This window comes from [Clostridium] clostridioforme AGR2157 (genome assembly GCF_000424325.1).
In the GTDB taxonomy this organism is placed as follows: domain Bacteria; phylum Bacillota; class Clostridia; order Lachnospirales; family Lachnospiraceae; genus Enterocloster; species Enterocloster clostridioformis_A.
Genome location: NZ_AUJR01000036.1, coordinates 1 through 16,988, shown reverse-complemented (window position 1 = coordinate 16,988; position 16,988 = coordinate 1). Strand labels below are relative to the sequence as shown.

The 16,988-nt window shown below is 46.4% G+C and carries 14 protein-coding genes and 4 pseudogenes; 3 read left to right on the top strand and 15 right to left on the bottom strand.

All coding sequences use genetic code 11. The features are described 5' to 3' along the window. Positions 1–8: 8 nt before the first annotated feature. The 5 genes and pseudogenes from G614_RS0115575 to G614_RS34480 all read right to left on the bottom strand — a co-directional run. Positions 9–1,403 carry an aminopeptidase gene (locus tag G614_RS0115575; RefSeq protein WP_027642694.1) on the bottom strand — a complete coding sequence of 465 codons (1,395 nt, stop codon included), beginning with the start codon at positions 1,401–1,403 and terminating at the stop codon, positions 9–11. A 71-nt stretch (positions 1,404–1,474) separates the two neighbouring features. Further along, the gene (locus G614_RS0115570; protein WP_027642693.1) at positions 1,475–2,449 is read right to left on the bottom strand and encodes a leucine-rich repeat protein; all 975 of its coding nucleotides are present in this window, start codon (positions 2,447–2,449) and stop codon (positions 1,475–1,477) included. An 81-nt stretch (positions 2,450–2,530) separates the two neighbouring features. After that, a complete protein-coding gene (locus G614_RS0115560) occupies positions 2,531–3,124 on the bottom strand; it encodes a 5-formyltetrahydrofolate cyclo-ligase (protein ID WP_027642692.1) in 594 nt (197 codons plus the stop codon). Between the two features lie 28 nt (positions 3,125–3,152). After that, positions 3,153–3,515, bottom strand: a pseudogene (locus G614_RS27645) (heavy-metal-associated domain-containing protein); the annotation flags it as partial. A 227-nt stretch (positions 3,516–3,742) separates the two neighbouring features. Next, positions 3,743–3,969: pseudogene (locus tag G614_RS34480) on the bottom strand (BCCT family transporter); the annotation flags it as partial. A gap of 233 nt (positions 3,970–4,202) precedes the next feature. Here G614_RS34480 and G614_RS0115545 point away from each other — a divergent pair. Continuing rightward, positions 4,203–4,697 (top strand): DUF6512 family protein, encoded by a 495-nt coding sequence (locus G614_RS0115545; protein ID WP_022202962.1) that lies wholly within the window; start codon positions 4,203–4,205, stop codon positions 4,695–4,697. Between the two features lie 338 nt (positions 4,698–5,035). Here the strand turns inward: G614_RS0115545 and G614_RS0115540 are convergent, their stop codons facing one another. The 4 genes from G614_RS0115540 to G614_RS0115520 form a co-directional block, all read right to left on the bottom strand. Then, positions 5,036–5,380: a TIGR04076 family protein gene (locus tag G614_RS0115540; protein WP_027642690.1), complete on the bottom strand. Its 345-nt coding sequence runs from the start codon at positions 5,378–5,380 to the stop codon at positions 5,036–5,038. 337 nt (positions 5,381–5,717) lie between these two features. Beyond that, a complete protein-coding gene (locus G614_RS0115530) occupies positions 5,718–6,812 on the bottom strand; it encodes a radical SAM/SPASM domain-containing protein (protein WP_027642688.1) in 1,095 nt (364 codons plus the stop codon). Positions 6,813–6,826: 14 nt separating this feature from the next. Further along, on the bottom strand, positions 6,827–7,945 hold the full coding sequence (locus tag G614_RS0115525) for a GntR family transcriptional regulator (RefSeq protein ID WP_027642687.1): 1,119 nt from the start codon (positions 7,943–7,945) through the stop codon (positions 6,827–6,829). Between the two features lie 71 nt (positions 7,946–8,016). Beyond that, on the bottom strand, positions 8,017–9,375 hold the full coding sequence (locus tag G614_RS0115520) for a sulfatase-like hydrolase/transferase (RefSeq protein ID WP_022202966.1): 1,359 nt from the start codon (positions 9,373–9,375) through the stop codon (positions 8,017–8,019). Positions 9,376–9,551: 176 nt separating this feature from the next. Between G614_RS0115520 and G614_RS27640 the strand changes: the two are divergent. Continuing rightward, a pseudogene (locus G614_RS27640) lies at positions 9,552–10,524 on the top strand (transposase); the annotation flags it as partial. Here the strand turns inward: G614_RS27640 and G614_RS0115505 are convergent. From G614_RS0115505 to G614_RS0115470, 5 genes and pseudogenes are all read right to left on the bottom strand, one after another. After that, the gene (locus tag G614_RS0115505; protein ID WP_330366918.1) at positions 10,514–12,133 is read right to left on the bottom strand and encodes a tripartite tricarboxylate transporter permease; all 1,620 of its coding nucleotides are present in this window, start codon (positions 12,131–12,133) and stop codon (positions 10,514–10,516) included. The pseudogene G614_RS27640 and the gene G614_RS0115505 sit on opposite strands and share 11 nt — an antisense overlap. Beyond that, the gene (locus G614_RS0115500) at positions 12,043–12,540 is read right to left on the bottom strand and encodes a tripartite tricarboxylate transporter TctB family protein (protein WP_022202969.1); all 498 of its coding nucleotides are present in this window, start codon (positions 12,538–12,540) and stop codon (positions 12,043–12,045) included. Before G614_RS0115500 ends, G614_RS0115505 begins: the two co-directional genes overlap by 91 nt. Positions 12,541–12,673: 133 nt before the next feature. Then, entirely contained in the window at positions 12,674–13,636 is a 963-nt protein-coding gene (locus G614_RS0115495; RefSeq protein WP_022202970.1) for a hypothetical protein, read from the bottom strand. Between the two features lie 529 nt (positions 13,637–14,165). After that, positions 14,166–14,914, bottom strand: a pseudogene (locus G614_RS35050) (IS66 family transposase); the annotation flags it as partial. A 912-nt stretch (positions 14,915–15,826) separates the two neighbouring features. Further along, positions 15,827–16,165 carry a DUF1016 N-terminal domain-containing protein gene (locus G614_RS0115470; protein ID WP_027642683.1) on the bottom strand — a complete coding sequence of 113 codons (339 nt, stop codon included), beginning with the start codon at positions 16,163–16,165 and terminating at the stop codon, positions 15,827–15,829. 215 nt (positions 16,166–16,380) lie between these two features. Between G614_RS0115470 and G614_RS0115465 the strand changes: the two genes are divergently transcribed. Continuing rightward, positions 16,381–16,578, top strand: coding sequence for a hypothetical protein (locus tag G614_RS0115465; protein WP_027642682.1), 198 nt, complete (start codon positions 16,381–16,383; stop codon positions 16,576–16,578). Between the two features lie 135 nt (positions 16,579–16,713). Here G614_RS0115465 and G614_RS0115460 read toward each other — a convergent pair whose 3' ends face one another. Beyond that, positions 16,714–16,893: a hypothetical protein gene (locus tag G614_RS0115460; protein ID WP_027642681.1), complete on the bottom strand. Its 180-nt coding sequence runs from the start codon at positions 16,891–16,893 to the stop codon at positions 16,714–16,716. Positions 16,894–16,988: the final 95 nt, after the last annotated feature.

Sequence of the window (16,988 nt, the reverse complement as noted above, 5' to 3'; positions counted from 1 at the left end):
TCCACAGACTATTTGTAGAATGCCTTAAACGCCTTATACGTATTATAGACATCCAGCTTGGAAGCCAGCTCAAAAGGAGAATGCATGGAAAGGATGGGCACGCCCAAATCCACGGTATCCACATCCATGTGCGCCACGAACTGGGCAATGGTACCGCCGCCGCCCACATCCACGGCTCCCAGCTCACCGGCCTGCCAATACACGCCTTCTTCCTCCATAATGGCAATGACCTTTGCCATGGTCTCGGCGCTGGCATCGTTGGAGCCGGACTTTCCCCTGGCTCCCGTATACTTGGTCAGCACACAGCCTTTGTTGATATAGCTTGTGTTGCGGCCCTCGTACACATCCGGAAAGCTGGGGTCAAATGCAGCGTTCACATCCGAAGAAAGGCACAGGGATTTTCTCATCACTTCCCTTGGGCTGACACCTGCCTGTTCCGCCAAATCTTCTATGTAATGAAGCACAAAATCCGAATTCAGTCCCGTGTTGCCGGTGGAGCCGATCTCTTCCTTGTCAGCCAGAATGGTCACCGTGGTGTGGGCCGGCTTCTTTGCATCTATCTCAGCTGTCAGGGCCGTATACGCGCAAACCCTGTCATCCTGCCCGTAAGCGCCTATCATGCTGGCGTCAAAACCAACGTCCCTGGCCTTTACAGCGGGAACCATTTCAATCTCAGCGCGGAAAAAGTCCTTTTCCGTAATTCCGTACTTCTCATTTAAAAGGCTTAAAGCCATCAGCTTTACAGGCTCTTTAACCTCCTCATCCTGGAAGGGGAGGGAGCCAACCACAATATTCAGTTCCTCTCCCTTTAACCCGTCCTTTAAGGGACGCTCGTTCTGCTTGGCAGCCAGATGGGGAAGCAGGTCCGTCACGCAGAATACCGGCTCCTTCTCATCCTCTCCAAAGGAAACCTCCACGGTCTCTCCGTTTTTCTTCACCACCACGCCGTGCATGGCCAGGGGAATGGTTCCCCACTGGTATTTGCGGATGCCGCCGTAATAATGGGTTTTGAAGAATGCAATATCCTCCTTCTCGTACAGAGGATTGGGCTTTAAATCCAACCTGGGGGAATCAATATGAGCTCCGTTGATTCTCAGGCCCTGGTCCAGGGGCTTCTTACCAAATGTGGTGGCAATCAGTGATTTACCGCGGTTCACATAATACACCTTATCACCAGGCTTATAGGATTCCCTGGAGTCAAAGGGCTTATAGCCTGCCTTTTTAAGCATCTTTACAGCTTCCTTCACACACTCCCGCTCGGTCTTTCCCGCATCCAGAAATTCCTTATAGCCCTCGCAGTATTTGAACGCCTTTCCCGCCTGCTCCGGTTTATCCTTTCCAATATGAGGGAACGCCCATGTAAGCTGTTCCTGTAATTCCTGTCCTATTGTATTCTTAGCCATTATTATCCTCCTGGTATATTTTATTTTATAAACTGATGCTTTACTGACTTAAGTTATGACGGTTGCGGCATTTATAATTCAAATGTCCGTTCCCGTCCGCCGCGCGGCTCCACCCCGCCCCATCCGGTCCTGCCTGCCGCCTTACGGCGGCTGTGCTTCACATCCAGCAACAGGGCGGAGGACTGGGCATCACCGGACCTGGCGGCGGCATCTATCATCTTCTTAATCTCAGCGTCTCCCAGCCGGGCTGACCGGGCCATGAAGCCCAGGATATCCCGCTCTCCACGTTCAATCAGTCCCTTTGTGCCTTCCCCGGCATGAATCCTTACATAATCCCAGTACTCATCCTCTGCATTTTCCCTTAAACCATAGGGCCAGTACAGGCGGTACAGGGCCAGGCGCACCGCCAGCTCCGGCTTTTCCTGGACCTTTACATGGGGAAACAGCCTGTCGTATTCATCGAAACGGAAATCCCCTCCGTCAAAACAGTACCGGTACATATGACCGCAGCCATGCATCTCCCTCATGATGATGCGGGCCGGTGTGTTTTCCACGGACTCCTCAAAAAATTCCGGAAATATAAGCTTTGCCAGAAGCGTACCCGAACCGGACCTGTAATTTACGGACAGGGTCTGGTGAAGCTCCGACAGGATGTCCTTAAAGCAGGACTTCCTGCCCTTGGCAATACGGATATCCAGGCATTCCAGGCCTGTACAGCCGGTAAATACCCCGGCTCCCCAGTCCTCCACGGCACTGTTGCATGAAAGCCTCTTCAGGCCGTAGCAGTTGTAAAAGCCATAGGCCCCCACCTTCCTGATTGTATCCGGCAGGCTGATTTCCTCCACCCGGCTGCCGCAAAGCTCCGGCTCTCCCTGGTACTCACCGGGCGGCGGTTCCCGCCTGCGGACTGTATCTGAAAAAAGGTAGGCGGCCAGCTCTGTCACCGGCATGCCGTCAGCCGTCCCCGGAATCTCCAGACTTTTGTCCAAACCATAACAACGCTGGAGGCAGATCCCGTCCAGCGTTTTTTCATATAATATTCTCATGGTATCAGTTTAATCAGTTTAGTGAATTTTTTCAAGACTATTTTACTTCCAGCAGGTATTCCCATACGGATGACCGCCATTTCACTGACTCCCCAACCGCCTGACTCCATTTTCCGATATCACTATATCCATCATCTGGTCGTGGGGCTCCATAGGTATGTCCGCGCGCATGATTCGTTCCCTGCATATGACTGCCTTCACGGCCCGGGTCCCGCCCAGATAGCGGTCATAGTACCCGCCGCCGTACCCCAGCCGCCTGCCGTCGTAACTGCATGACATGCATGGCACAATGGCCAGATTGATTTCCTCCGGCTGTATGACCGGAGCATGTGCTCCCGGTTCCAATATACCGTATTTTCCTGCCTCCAAATCCCGAAGGCTCCTGATTTCACGTACCTCCATGATCCCTCTGGCAGTGCACTTGGGAACACCCACCCGTTTTCCCTGCCTTAAAGCCTCCTCCAGTATGGGCGCTGTATTAATCTCACCGCTGGTTCCCACAAAGCAGAACAGAGTCTCCGCCTGCTCATATTCCGTCAGCCCGGTCACATGCCGGAATATCTGAAGGTCCGCCTCCTTTGTGTACCCTTCATCCAGCGCTGCAACCGCCTCTTTTGTCTCTCGACGCAATGCTTTTTTCCGGTCTTCTGATGTTTTCAGATCCTCCAAAGCCATAGATGCTTCCCCTCCCTGTCAGTATGATTTCTTCTATTTTATAGACCACATATCCTGCGTCCTTAACAGCCTGTTTAAGCTCATTGTTTCCGTACTTCTGTTTCATCCGCACCAGAGCCTCGCCTTTTTCCAGGTCCACCTGGGCCCACACCCCTTCCAGGCTGTTGAGGGCATTTTCCACATGGCCGGCACAATTACCGCAGGACATGCCGTCCACCTTGAGAATCCGTGAATAGGGATAATGGGACTTATCCTTATCACTGACTTTGATTTTTTTCACCGATGCCTGGGACGAGGCCCCGCAGCACCCGGAGGTTAGTTTTTTGGCGTAGCTCTTGAGCCCAATTATTGCAATGACAATCAGAACTGCACATATAATGGCTGTTGACATAATATCATCTCCCTTTTGCTTAGCTAATGTGTGGTTTATGTGATAAGATTAGCATTGGCTAACCAAAATGTCAATTCCTTCCTTCTGCAATCTTTTATTTCCGCATTCTCCCCCATCCAACAAAGCAAACATGTCCTGAAAGCCCGCCCTCCATATAAAAGGCAGCTTCCAGGACACCCAATCTTACTCTGCTGGCTCTGCGCCCGCGAATATTTCTTAACACACAACTATTTCTCTTTCATCATAGCCTTAACAAGGGCAGCCCCCGCAAACAGCATAATAAATATAAAGGGGAATGCCGCCGCAAGGAAATTGTCTGAAGCGGTTTCAATCCACCCGCAATCAGAAGTCCCACAGCCAGAAGAGACTGTACAACGCCCCACAGAACCTTTCTTCCGTTCTTCGGATTCAGGTCTCCCTTGGATGAGAACATGGCAAGCACAAAGGTACCGGACAATAAGGACTGCGTATGTCTGAGCTGTCCACAAATGCAGCATGGAACCCGGGCTGAATCCATCCTCCATATTATCCCTCAGCATATCATCCTCCATGGGCATATTCCTGACTTTTAGCTATATTTTCAGTGTACATTGTTTTATAATATTTGTCAAAAAGAAAACGAAAGCCCTTTCCAGTCCAATGTTCTACCATATGTCCCGGTTTCATATAGTGTAACAGGAGGTGCATATGAATATTTCACAAACAATAGCCGGGATTCTGTTCGTATCCGTACTGGGGACCCTTCTCCATTTCACCTACCGCTGGTCCGGCCGCAATCCTCTCATCGGCCTTATTGCCCCTGTCAATGAGTCTGTCTGGGAACATATGAAACTGCTGTTTTTCCCCATGCTCCTGTTTGGTCTATGGAGCTTAAAGGGCGTGACCGACGCCTGCCGCTTATCTGCATTTCACGCAGGACTGCTTATGGGAACGCTCCTGATGCCAGTGCTGTTTTACTCCTATACAAGCGTGCTGGGACGTAGCATTTTGGCTGTGGATATAACACTATTTTACATTTGTGTAATTGCTGCCTTTCTCATATACCGCGGACTGTCAGGGAGCTGTCTTTTGGAAAAATACAGTCATATGACATCCATGACCGTGTTTCTTTTATTGATTTGTTTTCTGCTGTTTACTTATTTTCCGCCGGGATTTTCTATTTTTAAGGATCCGGAAGGGTGACGGAGGTATGACGGCAGAATGACGGCGAAACCAAAATTTTAACGCCATTAAATACTGACTGGAATGGGACTTTGAAATAGCCGATATCACCCGTAACAGAACTTCGAAATAGCCCGTTATCGTCCATTTTGGAATTTATAAACTGTCTGTAATTATACGCTGATTTGCGTAAGCTAATGCCCGTCCGGCCATGCTGCATAATCTTAGAATGCAGTATGGCTGACGGGCATTGCTATTTCGCCATTTATGCAGATTATAATGACATTATACACTGTAAATACAGGTTCTGTATTCTCATAATACGGTCCATTCATACCCGTCAAACCGGTCGATTCATTTTACCGGACCGGCTCGTAATCCATGGCAGACTCCTGGCCGGTGGACTCCAGTTTGAATATGACAGGCCGCAGTCCGTCATTGCAGCTGCATATGGCGACTCCCGGCTTTCTAATCCAGTCTCCGTAATAAAACAGTTCATTTCCCGCACCATGGGCCAGGGCAAATACGTACTGATAAATGGCTTTCCATGCCTCATCACAAAGCCCTTCAGGCTTTGCATAATCCGCATAAAATACCTGCCCTTCCTTCATCATGGGACAGGCAGTCAGGCCCTCTGCCCCGTATTCCCGGGCCAGTTCTTTGTCCAGGGTGGTTTTTAAAACAGTTATCTTTACTTTCCTCATGTTCCGAACCTCCTTTGTCACTGCGGTTTCCCGATGATATAATATCCGGACAGCTTAAACCTATTTTTGGATGATTTGCGTCCATTCCCTTGATTTAAAGTATTCATTGATATGGTATTCCTGTTGTCCCATATCGTTTCTGGGTTTCCCCAATCCATCTTTGATATAACCCCTTCTAAAAGCTATGGTAATGAGACCATTTGATTCCAGCATAAGCCTTCTGATTGCCTTTAGAGGCGCGTGCCTGCTTTCTTGTAAGAGACTCCTGATAGGATTCCTCAATGGCATTGGCAAACATCTCTTGAAAAAGTTTTCATGCAAAGAAAGATCCAGCCGTTCATCTACTACTGATCTTTACAAGTCTCTCCCATATATGATTCAGAAAATCCCGATACCCGCAATATGTATCTTCAAAACTGCAGCACACTTCCTCCTGCATCCGCCTGCAGCCTCCTCCGCAGAGCTTCCGGTATCGGCAATCGCCGCAAAGTACGGGGAGCTTCTCCCTCTTTTTGCATGCCGATACAGCTGAACGTTCGTAGACTGTACGCAAAGAGTCCCGCGTCAAATTACCTACTGCAAAAGGATCCAGGCAGTAAAAATCACAGGGATACACGGTTCCGTCTGCCTCCACAACAATCTGCGGCTGGCAGTATCCGCCGATTCCGCAAGCTGTTACAAGCCCTCTGGAAAGCAGCTGGACCAGATCATCAAACAGCTTCACGCTCCGGTACTGTCCGTCACAGAGTTCCTTATACCATAAGTCAAACAGTTCCTGATAAAATGATGCAAACCGCTCTGGCGTCAGCGCAAACGCTTCCGTTTTGGAACACGTAAGATCACGCAAGCATGGCGTAAACTGAACGTATTCAATTCCAAGCTTTTTAATTTCATTCCAGACCTGTTTCGGATGTCTGGCTATCTGCCGGGTTAATGTGCATAGTACATTGTATTCCACACGATACCGCGTAAGCCGCCTGATCGTTTCCACCACACGCCGGTATGTTCCATTCTTTTTTTCGTCCGTCCGCGCATGATCATGTGCTTGCGAAAGAATATCACAGGAAATTCCAATCAGAACATGATTCTCTGTCAGAAATTCACACCACTCCTCATTCAAAAGAAGGCCGTTGGTCTGAATCGTGTAAAAAATCTGCACCTCTGTTTTCTTTTGCTTTATATACTCAGTCAGATTCCGGTAAAAATCAAGCCCTGCAAGCGTTGGCTCTCCGCCCTGAAAGGACAATGTCAGCCGGTCTCCGGCTTCCAGTTCAGTCAGAATGTGATCGAGCACTGTTCTGGCAACCGACTCCGTCATAATCCCAAAGGAGGACACCTCCCGCAAACTGCTGATATCATCATAAAAGCAATAGCTGCAGCGGAGATTACAAAGTGACGATGCCGGTTTCAGCATCACGGTAAGCTGTTTCATCTTATCTGCACCTCTTATCTGATCACCCTGATCGATCTTCCCTCATAAATGCGCGGCTTCATCAGATACGAATATCCATTATCCGAATAATCCTTCTGTCGGATCATCTGCATCAACCGGCTTCCGACCAAAACTCCCATTTCATAACCAGGATGGATCGAGCAGGTAATGCCTGTTTCTTTCCAGTCCTTATTGGAATAATCAAAGCAGACAAGGGAATAATCCTCCGGAACATTCTTTTTCATCTCCTTCAGACTGGCCAGTACAGACTGCAGGATCATATAGTTACAGCAGACCACGGCAGTACATTTTTGCAGACTCTTTAAAAATTTTCCAATCTCCTTATAAAAGCCGTCCGAATGCGCTTCATTGGAAATGCACCACTTCACATAATCGTCTTCAAATACAATCCCGGCGCTTCTTAATGCACTCACATATCCTCTGAATTTTTCAATACTCTGATAATTATCGTACACAAAGATGCCGGCTATATTTTTATGCCCTGCTCGAGTCAGCAGTCCGATCAGTTCCCGAGCACATTTATAATCATTATTGATCACACGGGGGTACTTTAACTCTTTGTAATAGTTGTTATAAAAAATCACCGGGATTTTTTTGGAATAAATGTTCCGATAACAGTCCAGATTGGGATTTAAAAGACTTGCCTTCACACCATCCACAATAAACCCATCAAAGCCCTGATGCGCTACCACATCCAGACAGTTCCGCTCACTGGAAAATTTATTGTCCGTAAAGAATGTCTGCAGATCTGCATCCGTATCGGTCAGTACTTCCCGAATCCCGTCAATCAGACCGGAATTCGCGTTGGAATCCTGGCCCTGCAGAATCAGTCCGATCTTCAGACAGGAGTTTTGCAAACCGACTCGACTGGATAGCGCAGTCGCTTTATTAATATAGGAACCGCTCCCTTTGACCCGGATCACAATTTTTTCCTCTACCAGTCTCGCCATGGCCAGCCTGACTGTATCCCGGCTGACCTGAAACTGACGGCAGAGTGCATTCTCAGACGGGAGCCTCAGATTCGCCGAAAATTTATTTTCGTCAATATACGCGCGAAGCCGGTTATAAATGATGTCTGACTTCTTTTTGTTAGTAGATAACCCTGTATTCAATGCACTCCTCCCGCCAGTTCTTTTTCAATTTTTCTTCACACTACAGATGGAAGTTCTGCCATTTTCAAACATTATTCCCCATCTACAATGCGCGGACGGCTATGTTCCGCCTTCTCGATCCATCCAAGCAGTTTCTCCCGCAACTCCAGCCGGACCTTGTCATATGCCGGATCATGGATCAGATTATTCAACTCATACGGATCCGTCCTCAAATCATAGAGGAAATCATCCGCATACAGATCCGATGCTGCACAAGCACCTCCATCCTTATCCGGTGCATAGACAGAATACAGATAATACCTGGTTCGGATACATCTTCCAACACGGCTCTCCGAAATCTGCGAGAACACCTCATCAGGTCTATTATCTGTCTTTCCGCAGACAACGTCAAGAAGATTCTCCCCGATCATGGCGTCCCCCACATCGACACCGGCAATCGCCAGAATCGTCTTTGGAAGACTCTCCGTGCTGACCAGCTCCTCTACTTCCTTTCCGCCCTGATAGGGACCCCCCGCTATAACAAGCGGTACATGAGTCGCCGCCGCATGGCAGGTACGCTTGTAATCGTCGTAGCCATGCAGATGACTGTCTGTATTTCTTGTCATAAAATGGGAACCATGATCTGATGCAAAAATGATGACGGTATTCTCATACAGATGCTCTTCCTTCAGTCTCTCAATCAGACGCCCCAGATTCTCATCCAGGCTTGCACACTGTCCCAGGTAATCCGGATACTCTTCTGCCGCATTTCCCTTTAACGCTGCCAGATCTCCCGGAAGGACAAAATTCTTGTATTTTTCTTTGGATCCATGCGGTCCTTCATAATGCTTGTGATCATTCTGATGATGCGGTTCAATCTGGGAAATCGTCATAAAGAACGGTTTCTTCCGGTCATACTGATCAAAAAACTGCAGCGCCATATCCATAATGCAGTCTGCCCGGTAGCCTTTAAAATCGATGCGGTTATCATTTTCATCAAAGACATAACCGTCATAACCATGAGAAGTAAATTCCAGAACATCCGCCGTTCTCCAGAATCCGGTATAGCCGCCGCGCAGCTCTTTCGGAATGGCTGTAATGGTATGATCAATCACCGGCGCTTTCTCAAGTTCTCCATCACTTGCCAAATGCCATTTTCCAATGTAGGCTGTCTCGTATCCAGCCTCCTCGATATAATCTGCAAGTGTTTTTACACCTTTTGGAAGCATAATATTATTCCGAAAGCACCCAGTCTCCGTAGGATATTTTCCCGTCTGAAACAATGCACGGCAGGGTCCACAGACCGGCTGCGGAGAATAAGCGTGATCAAACTTTACGCCTTCCTTTGCGAGGCTGTCCAGATTCGGCGTAATGTCCAGAGGCTGTCCGAAACAGCCGCAGGTATCCGCTCTCTGCTGATCTGTAAAATAAAAGATAATGTTTTCTCTCATGGTTTAAACTCCTAGTATAATAATGGTGTAGTCAAGAGTGACTACTGGTTAATAGTTACAAAGTCCAATTTAAATATATTTGTATAGATGCCGAAGGAGGATTCCCCCTCCATCAGAGGGTCTATAAAGCATAAAATATTTATCATGTCTGCGGCTTCCATAATGCACCAGGCTGGTTTGACTGCTCCGTCATCAATCCTATAATCACTAAGAATAGCACAAATTTGAACATAAGGAAACTACATAATGATAAATTTGATTCAAAAAAGGCTGCCAAAGTTGGTCTGGACGCTTCCCTGAAAACTTCCATTGTCCCGGATGATGACATCATTGACCTCCGAAACCAGGTCCGCGACTACTATTACTTCAAAGACCTCCAATCGGCAATCGTCCTCAAGCTGAATGCGGAACTCAAAGTGTCCTTTCCTGCTTACCTGCAGGTGTTCAGCAAGGTCACGACACAGACTTCCTTGAAGCTGCTGCAGGCATATCCTCTTGCTTCGGACATGCTCGCAGCCCCAAAGGATGAAATCACTGAAATCATCCGGAGTACGGCGCGTTTCGGGGAAAAGTATGCACTTGCCAAATATGACGCCATCTGCGCCGCTGCAAGGGATGCCTCTGTATTTGGGCGCGCCCTGCCCAGCAATGCACTCCGCATCAAGATGTACACAGATTCCTACCAGGAATACCAGAAGCATCTGGACTCCATACTGGAAGAACTGCACAAAGCTGTAGACAAGCTGCAAGGGAAGCCTGTTTATGAACGCATTAACCTTCTTCAATCCCTTCGTGGTGTCGGCTTTTTAAGTGCGGTTGTCCTAATTGCGGAAATGGGCTCCTTTGACCTGTTCCCTTCACCCAAGAAGCTCTACGCTTACTTTGGGCTTGATCCGGCTGTAAAACAGTCTGGCAAGTTCAACGGGGATAAAGTCCATATGTCGAAGCGGGGTTCAAGCCTTTATTTACGATTATTACATTCGCAAATGTACCTGTAAGAAAAAGAATGTTGCTGTTGGCGCGGTCATGCACAAGATCTGTAACATTATTTTCGCCATGCTTAGGGATAACAAGCCTTTTGAAATCATCACGCCCGAAGAGCACTGCAGCCGCTATGCGGCAGAACATCTTTTTCAAATCATTCCTTGACATTTCTTAGCTGGACTTTTCGGGCATTGCGTTCCATAACTTTGCTTCTCACAATCATAGCCACTGCACCAACGATCAGCGCAATAAAAATCAGACAGTACGGACTGCTTACAAAAATGGATGGATTTCCTTCTGAGATCAAAAGCGCACGGCGGAAATTAGTTTCTGTCATATTCCCAAGCACCAGACCGAGGAGAATCGGAACTGTCGGGAAATCAAGCTTATACAAGATCCAGGCAATCACGGCAAATGTCAGCGTTACTGCTACATCGAAGTAGGACTTATTCACCGAATAAGCTCCCGCAAAGCAGAAAATCACAATGATCGGTGTAAGTATTTCCTGCGGGATAGAGACAACCTTAGCAAACAGTTTCGTCAGATATTTTCCCTGCAGCAGCATGAAAAGGTTTACAAATAAAAGCCCGATCATGATCGCGTACATAATATCTCCCTGTGTCGTAAAGAGGCTTAAGCCAGGATTCAGTCCATTGATCATCAGCGCGGACAGCATGATGGCCACGCAGCCGTCTCCCGGAATTCCGAGCGTAAGCAGAGGAATGAGCGTTGCACCGGTTACTGCGTTGTTTGCGCTTTCCGCAGCAGCAATTCCTTCTACCGATCCGTGTCCGAACTCTTCCTTGTGCTTCGACATATTTTTCGCCACGTCATAGCTGAACCAGGATGCCATAGACGCTCCGGTTCCGGGAATGATTCCGATAATCGTGCCTATAATCGAGGAAATAAATGCCGGGCGCACCATGCGGCGGTACTCATCTTTACTGATTTTTCCATCATCTGCAATTCTGGACGTATCCAGCTTTAAACGATCCGGCTTCAGTTCTGCCTTTTTCAAAATCTCAATCAGCGCAAACAGGCCGATCAGGCAGATTGCAAGATCCAGCCCCAGATACAGTCTGGAAATGCCAAAGGTAAAACGGTCATAACTGGTTTGCGGATCCGCTCCAATACAGGAAACAAATAGACCGACACAAGCTGAGATGATTCCCTTAAGCATGCTCTTTCCGGAAATTCCGGCGATGATCGTAAGACCGAAGACACAAACCAGAAAATATTCTGCCGTTCCGATGTTTGCTGCAACCTTCGCCACCTGCGGTGCTAAAAACAAAAGCGTTAAAGCGGAGAATATACCTCCAAATGTAGATGCATACAGAGCTATCTTCAAGGCCGCCTTTGTCCGTCCTTTTTCTGACAGGGGATGTCCGTCCAGCATGGTGGTGGCTGCATGCGGTGTTCCCGGCGTATTGATCAAAATTGCAGATACGCTTCCGCCGTAACCTCCCGCGCAGTAAATTCCAAGCAGAAACATCATGCCCGGGATCGCTGTCATCTTGTAGGTAAACGGCAAAAACAGGATAATGCATAAGATTACGGTAAGTCCGGGGATTGCAGCAAACACAGAGCCGATAAACACCCCGAGATTCATCCAGATAAAGTTTTCCGGTGTAAACAGCATTTTCAGCGCCGGTCCGATATAAGCACCCATCTCACATTCCTCCTCTAAAATTTTACGTTCAGTCCAAAACAGAACGCCGCCCAGATCAGCACAGCCAGCCCCAGCGTAATCACATAATAGCTTTTTTTCCGGCACCGGAAATAAAGCAGGAAACTGACTGCACAGAAAACAGCGCCCAGCACAAACAGATCCGTTACTTTGCAGATCAGATAAGTCATAATGAGGATGCCGAGAATCAACAATGCCTTGATCTCTGTCAACAGATGAAACGTATACGTCTGAACCGGTTCCTTTCTCAGCAGCTTTGAAACATTCTGAATGATCAGAATCAAGCTGCAGATCATCATGAGCAAAAATAAAAGTCTTGGAAATACTCTTCCATTTACAACATCACTTTCCGAAACAGAGACCTGTTCCGGCATGATCAGAAACAAAAATGCCCCCAATGCAAAAAATAATATGGCTCCGACCAGATCGGTCGGAATTGTAAATTGCTTTTCCTTTAATCTGGATGCGATCTGATCCAGTTTCTTTTCCTGCATCGTTTTCCTTCCTCCCGTTATTGCAATGAATATGTCTCACGGCTGACATAACATCAGATCGCCGCGGCTAAGTGTAAAATGAGAATGCTGCCGTTACACAGCATCCTCATGATTATGATATTTCCTTCACTGGTTACTGTACAACCAGATCCTTGTATTCGTTTACAATGCTCTTTACGTTTTCAATGTGTTCCAAAACCTGATCATTGGTCATGGTGTCTACCTCCAGAAGCATGGTATCCGCCAGCCACTCGCTGACACTCTGGTCTGCAAGGATTTTGTCATAGAGTTCTTTTAATGCCGCAATCTTCTTTGCATCCGTACCTTTGCGTGCAAGGATCAGGCAACGGTTTCTGAAGTAAGGATATCCGTACTTACCGACACCTTCCACTCCTGCAAACGGACCGTCTGCAATATCCTCGCCATCAAAGGCACAGACAATGCTGACACCATTCTGCTGATAGGTCTCTAAAATCTGGGACTGATGGGATACTGCAAAGTTTGTCTCTCCCTTTGCCACAGCTTGGGCTGCCTCAGCCGCTGAGCTGTACGCAACGATCTTGATCTGGTCTCCATAGCCCATGGATCCAAACAGTGCAGCCGCCAAAAAGGCCTCCGATCCGGTTGCTCCGTTTGTTGCAATGGAAATCTGATTTCCCTGATCCATGTAAGACTTTAATTCATCGATAGAAGTGATTCCAAGCTTTGCATCTGCCGACATGACAAATACGGAGGAATACAAATTTTCAACAAATTCAAAATCGTCATAACTGAACTGCATCTTCGCCGGATCCAGAATTGAGGTAATGGAAAAAAGACCTTCTCCTGCAAATACCAGTTCCGAATCATTTGCTTTTGTTTCTGCCACCCAGCTGTTTACCGTTGCCGCATCCCCTTTTACGGCATCCGCCACCAGTACAATCTTGTCTGAGTAAGTGTTTGAAAGACTGGCTGCTTTCTGGCTTACCATGGCTGCCACACCAGATGGCGCCCACGGACAGGTAACCGTCCAGGTTTCCGTCTTTTCGGAACATCCTGCAAGAGACATGACTGCAGTCAAAGCAGCCAACCCAAGTGCTAACATTTTTTTCTTCATGACCCTTCTCCTTTTGTTAATTTTGATTTTTTCATACAACAGTTTCTTTTTTATTAGTTCAAGATTAACATACGTTTTTTTTACTTTCAACAACTTCATTCTATTTTTTCACAAAGCTGTAGGTTTTGCAGCTTTATGTGCAAAAGCTGTAGGGGATTTTGATAATTATTAGACACATTGTCACGATAAAACTTCGAAAGACAGCGAAGCCGCCACTTTCATGACCCCCGCCAGCCCATAACCCAAATCGGATTCATCTTACACTTCTGCAGCAAAACCAGGCATACAGCGAAGATGCCTGCCAGCACTCAGTTGGTATGTACTAGGGCGATCTGCTCTGCGCTTCCCCAGAATACGGAAATCAGAATGAGGATCCCGGCAGATCCGATCATAGCTACCACAGCCGGACGAAGAGAATTCAGGATTCCCTGCAAAAGCTTCATATTCTTGTATAAGATAGAACGTAAGTAGGTAATCATCCGTACCTTGATTTTTCAAAATAAGCCGCCCCAAAAGGGCGGCTCAAATTTTATTCTTTTGTTCGAAGTTCTTCCGGAAGTTCGCCCGACCAGGGCAGAAGCCGATCCAGGTCTTCCGGCTTCGGGAACGGGTCCATCCGCCGCAGCTGATCCAGAACGTATGTAAGATAAAGATAGGGTTTCACACCATTTAAAAGCGCTGTCTCTGTGATACTGTAAACCACAGCGCTGGCACCGATTCTGGCCATGGCCTGATATGCGACCGTTTCTTTCAGCTGCTCCTTCGTGAAATCCTTTTTCAGTGCGGTAAGCGCTGCGTCAAACCGGCGTCTGGCATGGGTAAAGCATCCGGAAATGATGATGGAATCCTTCAGCCCATGATATGCCTGATAACTATCGCAGGTAAGATATCCCTGAAACTGGTCTCCCAGGAAGTTCGCCGGATGATAACCGGCGCGTGTCCGCTCATAATCAAAAAGAACCATCTGCGGGGCTTCGCTGTAACGGTCTGTCAGATAAACCCACATCCAGTTTTGAGTGGACCCTTGCTTCTCCGATTCGCCGATTACCTGAAGACGTGTCTCATCGCAATGGATATATCGGCTTTTCAGGAATTCTTCCTTCATCGGTCATAGAGCCGTTTCAGGTATCTGTCTGCGCAGTTGATGATCCAGTTTGCCATGGTCTTTGTTGACAGCTTTAAATCATATCCTGCGAATTCCCGTTCCTGTCTTGCCAGCGGCATGCCGTTGACATATTTTGCATTCATGATACCCGCAACCAGAGATGGAGTGGCGATTCCTCTCATGTTTTGAAAAGATTGTATCAGAAACTATAAAGGCTTGCTCTATGCAGTCTACATATTCGGTGTCATAAGAATAGGGAGGCTCCTTTTTTAATTGGAAGAAAATATTAGAAATAAAATCAATGAAATCTAAAAAATATGTTGTCTGACAAGATGCTATAAAAAACTCAATTTGTTTTTTCTTATCATTAAAATATCCTTTGCTGGGTACTAAACTTTTAGTTCCGATTTCTCGTGAAAAAGTAGCACTGATACTTTATATTCATATACATCTGGTAATTCGTTAGGATTAGCATTTCTTTCTGAATAGAGTTTAAACATATTAATACCTCCAATACAATATATTATAATGTAATTATGTGAAATATAAAAGAGCCTTTATAAATTCGTTTTTCCATCATTGAAAGATAGAAAATAATTTGCTAAAATATCCGTAGGGAACAATCATGTTATTACAAGGTGTTGGCCTTCCATTTTACATAAGATGGGAGGTGGTGCGAATGAAATTTGACTTCAAGGACTTAATGGCCTTTGGTATGTTCATTCTCGCATTACTGACCTTTATCTTAAAGATTAGTCAGTAGCGTTTTCTTAATCCCGGAAACGGGTACAGAAAAACCACCCTTGTAAACTTGGCCGTTAAAAGGGTGGATTTTTCTATCGTTGATATAGGCCAACCTCTTGTACGAGGTGGTTGTTCCTTTTTTATTACACTTCTATTATAATCAATCCACCTATGAAATTCAAGTGATTCTTAAAAAATCCTCGTTAAATCGTCACGCCAGCGATAACAATTCACCTATATTTCACCTCATATCCATCAAAAGCGCCCTATTTTCTAGCCGCCGCCCACGAACTGATTTTTGCGTTGGATCTTCCGCAAATGTTCCAAAATCAGCTGATCGTTCAGTTCCGGAACAATCTTCTGGTTACTCCACCCCCAATTTGATCCTGAGAATATACCATATAAAATCTCCGCATCAGTTTTAAATTCTCTGCAGAATAGCCTTTGCCATAATTTTTTGTCAGGAATTTAGATAATTCCTTTAAAAGCTGCCTGCCATAAGCGGCACGATTCTCCCCATTCTGCTCTTCCTCGACAATCTTTCTGCCGATCTCGTAGTATGCGTAAACCATGGAAAGGTTGACGGCAGTTTTGGCATTTCTACGAGCTTCTTCCAGAATGTTAGATATACTCTGAAAGAAATCCTGATTAATGGAAAATGTTAATTCATTCTTATCCATCGCCGCCCTCCATTAAATCAGTATCTCCTACGGTACATAGCATTACATACACTCAGGGCTGATACTCTTATATCCATGCCAGGGGGTCCCGCTTGTCATAATACCACCTCGCCACTATCGCTTCCTCTTTCTAGTATAAATGTTTTTAAATAACTTTATGTTATTCCCCTTTTATGGTATACTCTTATTCATACCAAATTCGGAGGAAAGAACTTATGCCTAAAAACGCAAATTCAATTTCGCTTACTGATGACGAGTTGCGATATCTGACATCAGTCACTCAAAAAGGAACGGTTCAGGCCAGAGTTTATAAAAGAGCAAAAATACTTCTCTTAAAATCCCAGAGGCTTTCCAATGAGTTTATTGCGGCCTATTCCAACAAAACGAAAAAGGAAAGGCCAAAAACAAGCTGAATCATAAAGCTATTTAATGTTAACTATACTAGTGCTATTATACAGGAGCAGACATGAGATCGCAATACGTTTTTTAGAACATTTGTTCTTTTCATATTTAGCCACTGTTTTTGGTTTGCATTGAAAGACTTACGTTTAAAGCTGCGGCACCTGTCCAATCTGACTTCCTCCCAGGCAGTCCCGCCGAAACTCCTCTTCCGTTTTTATGAACAGATTGTCATTATTGTCCGTATCCCAGAACCCAATATAAATCTCACCCTTCTCGGTCCGAATGGGCCGGTAAAACAGTTCTTCTCCCCAACCGCTATCTGCCATTGATTATTCTTGCGCGATGAAATCGCGCTTCCGGAAATCTGGAAATCAGATAACCGGAAGACGGAAATCATCTCTTGCGAGTTTACTCGCGTAGG

Bases quoted from the DNA above. Each gene is read 5' to 3' on its own strand.
- G614_RS0115520 (WP_022202966.1), bottom strand. From the start codon at position 9,375: ATGAGAGAAAACATTATCTTTTATTTTACAGATCAGCAGAGAGCGGAT.
- G614_RS0115540 (WP_027642690.1), bottom strand. From the start codon at position 5,380: ATGAGGAAAGTAAAGATAACTGTTTTAAAAACCACCCTGGACAAAGAA.
- G614_RS0115460 (WP_027642681.1), bottom strand. From the start codon at position 16,893: ATGGCAGATAGCGGTTGGGGAGAAGAACTGTTTTACCGGCCCATTCGG.
- G614_RS0115500 (WP_022202969.1), bottom strand. From the start codon at position 12,540: ATGCAGGAAAAGAAACTGGATCAGATCGCATCCAGATTAAAGGAAAAG.
- G614_RS0115465 (WP_027642682.1), top strand. From the start codon at position 16,381: ATGCCTAAAAACGCAAATTCAATTTCGCTTACTGATGACGAGTTGCGA.
- G614_RS0115530 (WP_027642688.1), bottom strand. From the start codon at position 6,812: ATGAAACAGCTTACCGTGATGCTGAAACCGGCATCGTCACTTTGTAAT.
- G614_RS0115545 (WP_022202962.1), top strand. From the start codon at position 4,203: ATGAATATTTCACAAACAATAGCCGGGATTCTGTTCGTATCCGTACTG.
- G614_RS0115470 (WP_027642683.1), bottom strand. From the start codon at position 16,165: ATGGATAAGAATGAATTAACATTTTCCATTAATCAGGATTTCTTTCAG.
- G614_RS0115575 (WP_027642694.1), bottom strand. From the start codon at position 1,403: ATGGCTAAGAATACAATAGGACAGGAATTACAGGAACAGCTTACATGG.
- G614_RS0115495 (WP_022202970.1), bottom strand. From the start codon at position 13,636: ATGAAGAAAAAAATGTTAGCACTTGGGTTGGCTGCTTTGACTGCAGTC.
- G614_RS0115570 (WP_027642693.1), bottom strand. From the start codon at position 2,449: ATGAGAATATTATATGAAAAAACGCTGGACGGGATCTGCCTCCAGCGT.
- G614_RS0115560 (WP_027642692.1), bottom strand. From the start codon at position 3,124: ATGGCTTTGGAGGATCTGAAAACATCAGAAGACCGGAAAAAAGCATTG.